Below are 12,375 nucleotides of genomic sequence, written 5' to 3' on the forward strand. Positions count from 1 at the left end.
GCCCGGATAACGCGTGGCCGCACGGGGCCGGGGGTGTTAGCATTTGCGTCCGGAGCAGACATAAAGGGAGTGGTATGGGACAGTTGGTTGACGGGGTCTGGCATGACGAGTGGTATGATACGGCCAAGACCGGCGGCGCGTTCGAGCGCAATGAATCGCGGTTTCGCAACTGGGTGACGGCGGATGGTTCGGCCGGGCCATCGGGGACCGGCGGGTTCAGGGCGGAAAGTGGGCGCTATCATCTGTATGTCTCGCTTGCCTGTCCTTGGGCGCATCGCACGCTGATCTTTCGCGCGCTGAAGGGGCTGAGCGACCATATCCCGGTTTCCGTGGTGCACCCCGACATGCTGTCGGATGGCTGGACCTTTGATACCGATTTTCCCGGCACCACCGGGGACCGGCAGTTTGAATTGCCTTTCCTGCGCGATGTCTATCTGCGCGACACGCCCGATATGTCGGGACGGGTGACAGTGCCGGTGCTGTGGGACACGCAGACGGGCCGGATTGTCAGCAACGAATCTGCCGAGATCATCCGCATGTTCAATTCCGCCTTTGACGAGGTGACCGGAAATGCCGATGACTACTGGCCCGAAGCGCTGCGTGACGGGATCGAGGCGATCAATGCCCGCGTGTACGACACGGTGAACAACGGGGTCTACAAGGCCGGGTTCGCCACCACGCAACATGCCTATGACAAGGGCGTGGGGGCGCTGTTTGACAGCCTTGACTGGCTGGAGGCGCATCTGGGGGCCAACCGGTACCTGATGGGCGACAGGCTGACCGAGGCCGACTGGCGGCTGTTTCCGACGCTGATCCGGTTTGATCCGGTGTATCACCTGCATTTCAAATGCAATCGTCGTCGGATCATTGACTACCCGAACCTGTTGGGGTTCACGCGTGAGCTGTATCAGGTGCCAGGCGTGGCCGATACTGTGCGGGTCGATCATTTCGTGCGGCATTATCATTACAGCCATGACACCATCAATCCGAACCGGATCATTCCGATCAATCCGGTGCTGGATTACACTGCGCCGCACGGGCGCGGCTGACGTGCCTTTTTCAGGAGCTTTCGTGTGAAACCAGACCTGCCCGCCCATGCGGCCCCCGAAGATGCCGCCGCGCGCCGGGCGGTGAAGCCGGTGATCTGCTATCCGGTGGAGGGGTTGCCCGCACCCGGCCTTGGCCCCTATATCGCGGCGCGCGACGGGTGGGAGATGGTGGCCGAGGTGCTGGTGCCCGCGCGCGAGGCGCGGTGCTTTGATGTGCCTGCGGGGCATTTCTTTCGCATCACAAGCGTGGAAGGGCCGCAGGTCGGCGATCTGAACCTGTGGAACGCGCATGATCTGCATGAGCGGTTTTACAGCGGCAAAACAAGGGCTTTGCACGGCACGCATCTGAGCGCGGGGGACAGGATGTGGTCAAACCTGCCGTACCTGCGGGAAATGGCGCTGATCACCGAGGATACGCTGGACTGGTACGGCTTTGATGATTTCGGCGGTGGGGTGCATGATGTGATCGGCACCCGCTGCGACCCCTATACGCACAACCTTCTGGCGGGCGGGCAGTACCACCATTGCTGCCATTCCAACCTGACGCGTGCCTTGGCGGAGCGGATGGGGATGCCGCTGGCCGAGGCAGAGTTGCATGTGCATGATGTGCTGAACGTGTTCATGTGCACCGGGTTTACCCGCGATACCGGGCAGTATTTCATGAAGGCCAGCCCGGTGCGGCCGGGTGATTTCATTGAATTCTTTGCCGGGATGGACCTTTTGGGCGGGTTGTCAGCCTGTCCGGGTGGGGATTGTTCGACTGTTCATTCGTCGGACCGGGCCGCGTGTTATCCGCTGCTGGTGCAGGTGTTCAAGCCGCATACCGCGCTGCTGGGCTGGCAGGTGAGTGCGGCGAATGGCTATGACCGGACACACGGGCTGTAACCGGTGAGGGGGGCTGTCTGCCCCCCGCGCGTGCCGCGCCCCCCCGAGGATATTTCTGAACAGATGATGGATCAGCTATACCGCTCGACCGAGGATGCCATCGCGTCGTTGTAGCGGTCGCCGGCGGCCCAGCCGACGGGGAGCGTGGTTTCGATCTGGTGCAGATCGGCGGCGGAGAGCGTGATGTCGGGGGCCTGCGCCCACGCGGCGAGGTGGGAGGCGGTGCGGGTGCCGGGGATCGGGATCAGGTGATCGCCCTTGTGCAGGCACCATGCCAAGGCCAGCGCCGCGGGGTTATGGCGCATGTCGGCGGCAAGCTGTTGGAAGGCCAGCAGTTTTGGTTTGTTCAGCGGCCAGTATTCCGGGCTGAACCGGGGGATCTGGCTGCGGAACGGGCCAAGGTCGCATTGGTCGGGGTCTGCCATCGGGGTGCCGAACGCCCCGCGCGCCAGCGGCGAGAACGGGATGAAGGACACGCCGAGGTCGGCGCAGGTCTGGATCATCCCCAGTTCGGGCTGGCGGGTCCAGAGCGAGTATTCGTTCTGCACCGCCATCACCGGATGCACCGCATGGGCGCGGCGCAGGGTGTAGGGCGCAACTTCGGACAGGCCATAGCCACCGATCTTGCCCTCAGTCATCAGTGTCGCCATGGTCTGCGCCACCTCTTCGATCGGCGTGCCGGGGTCGTGGCGATGCAGGTAGAACAGGTCGACATGGTCGACGCCCAGCCGTTTGAGCGAGCCTTCAAGCTCGGCGCGCAGGTGGGCTGCGCTATTGTTGATGCCACGGGTTTCGCCCTGAACAATGGCGGCTTTGGTCGCGATCACCGGGCGGTGTTTGCGGGTGCCAAGCCACTCACCGATCACGCTTTCCGACACGCCGTTGCCATAGATGTTGGCGACGTCGAGGAAGGTGATGCCATGGTCCCAGGCGGCATCAAGGCAGGCGAGGGAGGCGTCAGTGGTGGTGCCCCCGAAGATCCCGCCAAAGGACAGGCAGCCCAGACCGATTGCAGAGACACGGGGGCCATTGGCCCCAAGGTGGCGGTGTTTCATGGCGGTCTCCGGTCAGGGGGTGATGTAGTGCAGCCCGGTAAAGCGGGCCCGCAGCGCCCTGGTGCGCGGGGCGAGGGTTTCGGGCGCGTTGGAGCGCAAGGCGTCCGCGATCAGGGCGGCCAGCGCCGGGGCGTCGGCGGGGGTGACGCCCCGGCGCACCAGTTCCGGCGTGCCGATGCGCAACCCGTTCATGTCACCGGGGACATCTGCAATCGGCAGGCCGATGCCACAGGCGAGGAACCCGGCCTTGCGCAGTGTCTTTGAGGCTGCCTGCCCGCCGCCGAAGCCTGCGGCTTCAATCGCGAACTGGTGGGTTTGCGTGGCCCCCCGGTCGGCGGCAAAGACCGGCAGGCCGAGGGCGGCCAGGTCGCGGGCGAGGGCTTGCGACAGGGCGACCATGGCTTGGGCATAGGCTGCGCCATGGTCGCGCCAGTCGAGAAGAGTGATCGCGAGGGCGGCTGATTTGGCGGCGTCAAAATTGGCAGTCATGCCGGGAAAGGCAATCTGTTCAAGACGTTGGGCGATGGCGGCATCATTGGTGACGATCAGGCCGCCCGCCGGGCCGCCGAGGGATTTATAGGTGCTCATCGTCATCAGATGCGCGCCCATGTGCAATGGATTGCCCCAGGTGCCCCCGGCGATGATGCCGCATTGATGGGCGGCGTCGAACAGGACGTATGCGCCGACCTCATCGGCGATGGCGCGGATTTCGGCGACAGGGTGGGGGAACAGGTTGAGGCTGCCGCCGATGGTGATGATTCTGGGGCGGGTCTGTTGGGCGAGGGTGCGCAAGCCAGCCAGATCAATGGTATAGCCATCGGGGTTGACCGGGGCGGGATGGGTTGTCAGGCCATAAAGGCCCGCGCAGCCGGCGGCATGGTGGGTGACGTGGCCGCCGATGCTGCCGGGTGGCGCGATGATGCAATCGCCGGGTTTGGCCAGTGCCATGAAGCCGTAGAGGTTGGCCAGCGCGCCCGACCCGACGCGGATTTCGGCGTAGGAGGCCCCGAAGATTTCGCAGGAAAGTTCGGCGGCGATGACCTCTATTTCCTCGATCGCCTCCAGCCCCATTTCGTACTTATCGCCGGGATATCCGAGGCTTGGGCGACTTCCCAGCCCGCGCGACAAGGCGGCTTCGGCGCGCGGGTTCATCACATTGGTGGCGGGGTTGAGGTTGAAGCAATCCTCGTCGTGGATCTGCAGGTTCTGCGCGATCAGTGCCTCGATCCGCGCGTTCACCTGCGGTGAGGGGGCGGCGACGCGGGCGGCGAGGGACTGGATATAGGCATCGGTCGGCACCCAGGGGCGGGGGGCTTGGTGGGGCATCGGCTATCCTTGGGCAAAGGCTGCGTGCAGGGCCATGTGGATCATATCGGCAAAGCTGGTTTCACGCTCGGCGCTTGGCAGGGCGGCGCGGGTCAGGATGTGGTCGGACACGGTGAGGATGGCCAGCGCGCGGCGCTGGTACCGGGCGGCCAGGGTGTAAAGCTCGGCCGTTTCCATCTCTACCGCGAGGCAGCCGTGGCGCTGCAACTGGTCGCTCAGGTCGGTGCGTTCGTCGTAGAACGTGTCGGAGGTGAAGATGCCACCCACATGCACCGGACCAGTGGCGGCGGCGTAAGCCTTTGACAGCAGGCCGAAATCGGCAACGGGGGCAAAGCGCATCTCGCGGAAGATGCTGGAAGAAGGTGAGCCGATGGTAGAGGCGGCCTGTGCCAGGACGATGTCGCGCAGGGCGATATGCGGCTGCATAGCCCCGCAAGAGCCGACGCGGATCAGGGTCTGCACATTGTAATCGCGGATCAGCTCATTGGCGTAGATAGAGATCGAGGGCATCCCCATGCCGGTGCCGTGAAGGGTAACCGGGTTGCCCCGCCAGGTGCCGGTATAGGCCAACATGCCGCGGGTTTCCGACACCAGCCGGGGGGCGTCCAGAAACCGTTCGGCGGCCCAGCGGGCGCGGTAGGGGTCGCCGGGCAGGAGGCAGGTTTCGGCGATCTCGCCCGGCTTTGCGCCGATGTGAAAGGTCATGTTGGGCCCTTTGGATGCATCTGGCCAAGTTGTGCTTGGTTCGGCTGGCGAGGGCAAGCGTGATTGCGGAGCGGCGCTTGGGGCCACTTTTCCGCTCCCTTTCCCTGAGGTGGCGGGGGCGGGGTGTTTGCGGGGGCAAGGGACTGAAAAGGTGGAGTATTTCAGGTATGTGTCTGGTCTGGCCCGCGTGTGGTTCGTGTATGGCTTATGTCATGACGTTTGTGCGGGTCTGATGTGCCAGTTCCGGGCGCTGGCCGCGCCCTATTCGGCGGCGATGGGGGCGGCATCTACCAGCCCGACGATGTCGAGCATGATGCGGTTCAGCTCGAAATCCTTCGGCGTGTAGACCGCCGCCACGCCCAGCGCGCGGAGCTGTGCGGCGTCGGCTTCGGGGATGATGCCGCCGACGACCAGCGGGATGTGCGCAAGGCCCGCTGCCCGCATCAGGGCGAGGGTTTCGGTGATCAGGGGGATGTGGCTGCCCGACAGGATCGACAGGCCGACGACGTGGGCCTCTTGATCCACAGCGGCGGCGACGATTTCGGATGGGGTCAGGCGGATGCCTTCGTAATGGATGTCCATCCCGCAATCGCGGGCGCGGGCGGCGATCTGTTCGGCGCCGTTGGAATGGCCGTCGAGGCCCGGTTTGCCGACGAGGAATTTCAGCGGGCGGCCGAGTTTTGATGACAGGGTGGCCACAGCCTCGCGGATCGGCTCCAGCCCTTCGGTGCGGTTTGACGGGTTGCGGCTGACGCCGGTGGGGGCGCGGTATTCGCCAAAGGCCCGGCGCACCACCGCGCCCCATTCGCCGGTGGTGACGCCGGCGCGGGCGCATTCGATGGAGGCGGGCATGACGTTGGTGCCATCTTTGCAGGCGGCGGCCAGTGCGGCGAGGGCGGATGTGACGGCGGCGGCATCACGCGCGCTGCGCCATGCCTGCAGGCGGGCGATCTGGTCGGCCTCGGCCTTGGGGTCGGCGGCCATGATGCTGCCGTCGCCGGTGGTGAGCGGCGACGGCTCGGTCGTGGTGAAGCGGTTGACGCCGACGACGGTGGTTTCCTGAGATTCAATGCGGGCGATGCGGTCGGCATTGGCCTCGACCAGACGGGATTTCATATACTCGATGGCGGCGACGGCACCGCCCATGGCGTCGATCTGCGCCAGTTCGGCGCGGGCACCTTCCTTGAGAGCTGTCACCTTGCGGTCGATGGCCGGGTTGCCGTCGAACAGGTCGTCATATTCCAGCAGATCGGTTTCATAGGCCAGGATCTGCTGCATGCGCAGCGACCATTGCTGATCCCACGGGCGGGGCAGGCCCAGCGCTTCGTTCCACGCGGGCAGTTGCACGGCGCGGGCGCGGGCGTTTTTCGACAGGGTCACGGCCAGCATCTCTATCAGGATGCGGTAGACGTTGTTTTCGGGCTGCGGTTCGGTGAGGCCCAGCGAGTTGACCTGGACGCCATAGCGGAAGCGGCGGTATTTGGCGTCGGTGATGCCGTATCGCTGTTCAGTGATCTCGTCCCACAGGTCGACAAAGGCGCGCATCTTGCACAGCTCGGTCACAAAGCGGATGCCCGCGTTGACAAAAAACGATATTCTGCCGACCATATTGGGGAAATCTTCGGCCGAAACTTTCCCTTTCAGATCATCAAGCACCGCGCAGGCGGTGGCCAGCGCAAAGGCCAGTTCCTGTTCGGGCGTCGCCCCCGCCTCTTGCAGATGGTAAGAGCAGACGTTCATCGGGTTCCATTTGGGCAGGTGCTTCTGCGTGTAGGCGGCGACGTCGGTGATCATGCGGAGCGACGGTTTGGGCGGGCAGATATAGGTGCCGCGCGACAGGTATTCCTTGATCAGGTCATTCTGCACGGTGCCGTTGAGCGCCGCCACATCGGCCCCCTGTTCCTCGGCCACCGCGATATAGAGCGCCAGCAGCCAGGGTGCTGTGGCGTTGATGGTCATCGAGGTGTTCATTTGGGTAAGCGGGATGGCATCGAACAGCGCGCGCATGTCGCCAAGGTGCGCGACGGGGACGCCGACCTTGCCAACCTCGCCGCGGGCCAGTTCGTGATCGGAGTCGTAGCCGGTTTGCGTGGGCAGGTCGAAGGCGACCGACAGCCCGGTCTGCCCCTTGGACAGGTTGTTGCGGTAGAGCGCGTTGGAGGCAGAGGCGGTGGAATGCCCGGCATAGGTGCGGAACAGCCAGGGCGCGTCTTTTTGGGTCTGGGCGGTCATTTTGGCCTCCATCGCGCGACTCATCTGCGCAATATTGTTTCGCTTTGTGCCAGATAGGGGAAATATTCTGGCGTTGTCAATTCGCTGCGTTGCGGCATTTCAGGGGAGGGCGCGGTGCGCGCCCGGTGCGGTGCGCTCGGACAGCCGCAATTCATTTGCGCGGGCGCGGGGTTTGGGTAGGGTTGGGGGATGTTTCAGACGATCGAGATCCCTGTATGGCTGGTGGTGGTGCTGTTTGCGCTGCCCGGAGTTGCGGCCCTGGACCGCGTGATCGGGCCGGGGGTGCGCTGGTTTTTCCGGCGCAGGCTGGAGCGGTTGCTGGCACGGGTTAATGCACGGCTGGAGCGCAAGATCGAGCCGTTCAAGCTGATGCGGCGGCAGGATATGGTGGTGCGGCTGCTGTATGACCCCGCCGTGCTGGAGGCGGTGGCGGAACATGCGGCGGCGACCGGCGTGCCGGGTGAGGTGGCGCTGGAAGAGGCACGCGACTATGCGCGCGAGATTGTGCCGGGGTTTTCGGCGCTGTTCTATTTCGGCTTTGCCACACGGGCGGCGCGGGCCCTGTCGGCAGTGTTCTTCCGGGTGCGGGTGGGCGTGGTGGCCGAGGCCGCGCGCACGATTGATCCGCGCGCCACGGTGATTTTCGTGATGAACCATCGCAGCAACATGGATTACGTGCTGGTGACCTGGCTGGTGTCGGGGCGGGCCGCGATTTCCTATGCGGTGGGGGAATGGGCGCGGGTCTGGCCGCTGAGCCGCCTGATCCGGGCGATGGGGGCCTATTTCATCCGGCGGGGCAATCACAACGCGCTCTATCGCCGGGTGCTGTCGCGCTATGTGCAGATGACAACGGCGGAAGGCACCACGCAGGCGGTGTTTCCCGAAGGACGGCTGAGCCTGACTGGCTGCGTGGGCGCGGCGCGGATGGGGCTGCTTTCGTATATCTGGGCGGGGTTTGATCCGGCCGGGGTCGAAAAAGGCGGGCGCGATGTAGTGTTTGTGCCGGTGGGGCTGGCCTATGACCGGGTGCTGGAGGATGCGCTGCTGGTGCGCGCCGCGCGCGAGGGCGGGCGGCGGTTCCGCGCGCCGCTGCTGCGGGTGCTGTGGGAGGCGCTGCGGGTGGGGGTGAAGCGCGCGGGCGGCAGCCGGTTTCTGTTCGGCACGGCGGCGGCGGGGTTTGGCGCGCCGGTCAGCTTGCGCGACCATCAGGCGGCGGGGGGCGATCTGGAGGGCCTAGGCGTGCGGCTGATGGGCGAGGTGGAGCGGGTGGTGCCGGTGCTGGCGGTGCCGCTGGTGGCGGCCTCGCTGGTCATGGGGGTGTCGGTCGCCGATCTGGTGGTGCGGCTGGAGGCGGTGGGGGCGGTGATGCGTTTGCCGCCCGCGGGGGCGGTGCAGGCCGAGGCGGAGGGACGGGCCATGCTGCGCAGGCGCGGTATTCTGGACGCCGGTGGCGCAGTTGTGCCGGAGATGCAGGATTTGCTGGCGTTTTATGCGGCACCGGTGCGGCAGCGGTTGCAGGCTTCGGCCTCTGATTAGGTTTTTCTGCGACGCAGCAGACATAAAGTTACAAAAAACGCCATCAGACTATTGCAATGTTGCGCGATGCTTCATAATCCTTGGGTCATATCCGCGCCGATTCTGCAGTGCGGCATATCTGAACCCCTGGATGGAGGCCCCAATGGCTCTGGACACCCAACCCGCCATCGCCGCCTATGAGGCGCCACGGAAAGACCTGTACGAGATGGGCGAAATGCCGCCCCTGGGCCATGTGCCCCGCCAGATGTATGCCTGGGCGATCCGCCGCGAACGGCATGGCGAGCCGGAGGTGGCGATGCTGCAGGAGGTGGTGGACACCTGGACCATCGACAGCAACGAGGTGCTGGTGCTGGTGATGGCGGCGGGCATCAATTACAACGGCGTCTGGGCGGGCCTTGGCCAGCCGATCAGCCCGTTTGACAGCCACAAGCAGCCCTATCACATTGCCGGGTCGGACGCGTCGGGCATTGTCTGGGCGGTGGGGGACAAGGTCAAACGCTGGAAGGTTGGCGATGAGGTGGTGATCCACTGCAATCAGGACGACGGCGATGATGAGGAATGCAACGGCGGCGACCCGATGTTTTCCACCAGCCAGCGGATCTGGGGCTATGAGACGCCGGATGGGTCATTCTCACAGTTCACCCGGGTGCAGGCGCAGCAGCTGATGCCGCGGCCCAAGCACCTGACATGGGAGGAGTCGGCCTGCTACACGCTGACCCTTGCCACCGCCTACCGGATGCTGTTCGGGCATGAGCCGCATGACCTGAAGCCCGGGCAGAATGTGCTGGTCTGGGGGGCGTCGGGAGGGCTTGGGTCTTATGCGATCCAGCTGATCAACACGGCGGGGGCCAATGCGATCGGCGTGATCAGCGACGAAAGCAAGCGCGACTTCGTGATGTCGATGGGCGCCAAGGGCGTGATCAACCGCAATGACTTCAAGTGCTGGGGTCAGTTGCCGAAGGTGGGCAGCCCGGAATACGCCACGTGGTTTGCCGAGGCGCGCCGGTTTGGCAAGGCAATCTGGGACATCACCGGCAAGGGTGTGAATGTCGACATGGTGTTCGAGCATCCGGGCGAGGCGACGTTTCCGGTCAGCAGCCTTGTGTGCAAGAAGGGCGGCATGGTGGTGATCTGCGCGGGCACCAGCGGGTTCAACTGCACCTTTGACGTGCGCTATATGTGGATGCATCAGAAGCGCTTGCAGGGCAGCCATTTTGCGCATCTGAAACAGGCGGCGGCGGCCAACAAGCTGATGGTCGAACGGCGGCTGGACCCCTGCATGTCGGAAGTGTTCCCCTGGGCCGATCTGCCCAAAGCCCATACCAAGATGCTGCGCAACCAGCACAAGCCGGGCAATATGGCCGTGCTGGTGCAGGCGCCGGTGACGGGGCTGCGGACGTTTGATGATACGCTGGAGGCCAGCCGGCGGGGCTGAGACGGCGGGTGCGCGGGGGTGTTTGGGGGGTGTGGCGGGGTGAACCCCGCCCTACCGCCTGGTGAAGGCGGGCGCGCGTTCTGGTGGGGCTGAGACGGCGGGTGCGGGGTGAGACCCGGATTGCGCGGGAGTGTTTGGGGGGTGTGGCGGGGTGAACCCCGCCCTACCGCCTGGTGAAGGCGGGCGCGCGTTCTGGTGGGGCTGAGTTTTGCCGCCCGCCCTCTGGTGCAGGGCGGGGCTTGGCCTTATGGTCGCGCGCATGAACACGCTCGCACGCGCCCCGGCCTTGTTGACCCTTTCCGACGATCAGGCCGAAGCGCATGACCGGGTGGCGGCTGATCTGTTGGCGGCGGGGATTGATCTTGTTCACGGTGGGCTGACGCCGCCGGGGGAAGGGAAATCGACCGTGCTGGCCGTGATGGGCAAGGCGGGGTCGGGCAAGACCATGCTGCTGGCGCAGTTGACGCGGGCGATGATCGACGCGGGCGTCGAGATTGTCTCGGGCGATTATGAGGGCAAGCGCAGGCGCGAACGGCGCACTTTGGCGGTGCTGGCACCGACCAACAAGGCGGCGTCGGTGCTGCGGATGCGCGGGGTTCCGGCGACGACCATTCACCGCATCCTCTATACGCCGCTTTATGACCCGCAATATGAGAAGATTGCCGAATGGCTGACCGGGGTGGGCGACCGCCCGGTGATCGAGGATCTGCCCGATCTGGCGCTGGACCGGGCCTTTGCGTTTTATCAACAAATCGCCTCGATTCCGGGGGCCCTGGCCGCAGCGGGCTTGCGCGGGTCTGACTTCATCAAGGGTTGGAAGCGGCGCGAAGAGCCGCTGGATGTGGGGTTCATCGACGAATCCTCGATGCTGGATGAGCGGCAGTTTGACGACCTGCGCGAGATTTTTCCGACGCTGGTTCTGTTTGGCGACCCCGCACAGCTTGCGCCGGTGGGGCAGTCGGGCAGCATGGTGTTTGACCGGCTGGGGGATACCAAGAAGCTGATGCTGAGCCGGGTCCACCGGCAGGCGCAGGACAACCCGATTCTGGATCTGGCGCATGCCTTGGCGGACCCGGATATCGGGTTCGATGCGTTCGAGCGGATGGTGGAGGACGCATCAAAACGCGATGAGCGGGTGGTCTGGGCGGAGCGGGTGGATGCCGACATGATGGCACGCTCGCCCGCGCTGGTGTGGCGCAATGCGACGCGGATCAGGTTGATCACCGCGTTCCGGGCAGCGCATGGTGCGCCCGACGATGCGCTGCTGCCGGGCGAGCCGCTGATCTGCGACGGGATCGAGCTGCCGCTGAAGCATCGGAAAAAGCGCATTGATCTGGAGGCGCGGGGGCTGATCAAGGGGGCGCAGGTGATTTACCTTGGCCCCGGCAACCGGCCCGGCTTTGCCAAGATCCATGTGGTGGGGGCCGAAGACCCGCAGGTGTCAGCCGCCAGCATCATCAAGATTGAACGCCCCGATGAGGATGAGCCGTTCATTGCGTCGGCGGCCACGATGGGGGCGGCGTTTCTGCACGGGGCGGCGGTGACCATTCACAAGGCGCAAGGGTCGCAGTGGGAGAATGTGCAGGTGTTTGCGCCCGATCTGTTTGCGGCAGCCCAAGCGGGGCGGAGTGAGGCCGGATTGCCGCTGTGGAAGCGGCTGGCCTATGTGGCGATCACGCGGGCGGAAAAGCGGCTGTTCTGGGTGGTGCGGGCGCGGTTGGCGCGGCCTTTGGGGCCGCTGGTGGTGGATGATCTGAAGCCTGCCACGGTGCCGCTGAGGTTGACCACGCAAACCGACGGCTGACCCTTTTCCAAGGGCGTGCCGCGCGCTAGGGTGCGGCACAACGACAGGAGGCCCCCATGCGCTGCGTATTCGTTCAGTTCCGCTGCACCCCCGGCAAGACCTATGAGGTGGCCAGTGCCATCTGGGACCGCGAAGTGGTGTCAGAGATGTATTCGACCAGCGGCGAATATGACCTGATGGCCAAAGTCTATATCCCCGACGAGGAAGATGTGGGCCAGTTCCTGAACACCGCGCTGTTCGACATTCCGGGCATCAGCCGCACCCTGACAACCATGACGTTCCGGACGTTCTGACCACGGGTTCTGGCCGGACATATCGACACGGATGCGTCAGTCGCGGTTGCCTTGT

10 protein-coding genes are annotated in these 12,375 nt (G+C 65.0%); 6 read left to right on the plus strand and 4 right to left on the minus strand.

Annotated features, from left to right (window positions below; translation table 11 throughout):
* Positions 1–74 precede the first annotated feature (74 nt).
* Positions 75–1,049, plus strand: a complete 975-nt coding sequence (locus EEB11_RS08880) for a glutathione S-transferase family protein (protein ID WP_135430400.1) — start codon at positions 75–77, stop codon at positions 1,047–1,049.
* 24 nt (positions 1,050–1,073) lie between these two features.
* A complete protein-coding gene (locus tag EEB11_RS08885; protein WP_135430402.1) occupies positions 1,074–1,934 on the plus strand; it encodes an urea carboxylase-associated family protein in 861 nt (286 codons plus the stop codon).
* Between the two features lie 71 nt (positions 1,935–2,005).
* Here the strand turns inward: EEB11_RS08885 and EEB11_RS08890 are convergent, their stop codons facing one another.
* The 4 genes from EEB11_RS08890 to EEB11_RS08905 form a co-directional block, all read right to left on the minus strand.
* The gene (locus tag EEB11_RS08890; RefSeq protein WP_135430404.1) at positions 2,006–2,989 is read right to left on the minus strand and encodes an aldo/keto reductase; all 984 of its coding nucleotides are present in this window, start codon (positions 2,987–2,989) and stop codon (positions 2,006–2,008) included.
* Between the two features lie 12 nt (positions 2,990–3,001).
* Complete coding sequence (glyA, locus tag EEB11_RS08895) at positions 3,002–4,315, minus strand: serine hydroxymethyltransferase (RefSeq protein ID WP_135430406.1); 1,314 nt, start codon at positions 4,313–4,315, stop codon at positions 3,002–3,004.
* 3 nt (positions 4,316–4,318) lie between these two features.
* Positions 4,319–5,020 (minus strand): purine-nucleoside phosphorylase, encoded by a 702-nt coding sequence (gene deoD, locus EEB11_RS08900; RefSeq protein ID WP_135430408.1) that lies wholly within the window; start codon positions 5,018–5,020, stop codon positions 4,319–4,321.
* A gap of 261 nt (positions 5,021–5,281) precedes the next feature.
* Positions 5,282–7,252, minus strand: coding sequence for a protein meaA (locus tag EEB11_RS08905; RefSeq protein ID WP_135430410.1), 1,971 nt, complete (start codon positions 7,250–7,252; stop codon positions 5,282–5,284).
* A gap of 189 nt (positions 7,253–7,441) precedes the next feature.
* Here EEB11_RS08905 and EEB11_RS08910 point away from each other — a divergent pair, with 189 nt between their 5' ends.
* From EEB11_RS08910 to EEB11_RS08925, 4 genes are all read left to right on the plus strand, one after another.
* Entirely contained in the window at positions 7,442–8,788 is a 1,347-nt protein-coding gene (locus EEB11_RS08910; RefSeq protein ID WP_135430412.1) for a 1-acyl-sn-glycerol-3-phosphate acyltransferase, read from the plus strand.
* A 142-nt stretch (positions 8,789–8,930) separates the two neighbouring features.
* Positions 8,931–10,223 carry a crotonyl-CoA carboxylase/reductase gene (gene ccrA / locus EEB11_RS08915; protein ID WP_135430414.1) on the plus strand — a complete coding sequence of 431 codons (1,293 nt, stop codon included), beginning with the start codon at positions 8,931–8,933 and terminating at the stop codon, positions 10,221–10,223.
* 259 nt (positions 10,224–10,482) lie between these two features.
* Positions 10,483–12,027 carry an ATP-dependent DNA helicase gene (locus EEB11_RS08920; protein WP_135430416.1) on the plus strand — a complete coding sequence of 515 codons (1,545 nt, stop codon included), beginning with the start codon at positions 10,483–10,485 and terminating at the stop codon, positions 12,025–12,027.
* Between the two features lie 56 nt (positions 12,028–12,083).
* Positions 12,084–12,320, plus strand: coding sequence for an Lrp/AsnC ligand binding domain-containing protein (locus tag EEB11_RS08925; protein WP_135430418.1), 237 nt, complete (start codon positions 12,084–12,086; stop codon positions 12,318–12,320).
* The last annotated feature ends 55 nt before the right edge of the window (positions 12,321–12,375 follow it).

The sequence above is a fragment of the Pseudotabrizicola sediminis genome, from assembly GCF_004745575.1.
GTDB classification, from domain to species: Bacteria; Pseudomonadota; Alphaproteobacteria; order Rhodobacterales; family Rhodobacteraceae; genus Pseudotabrizicola; species Pseudotabrizicola sediminis.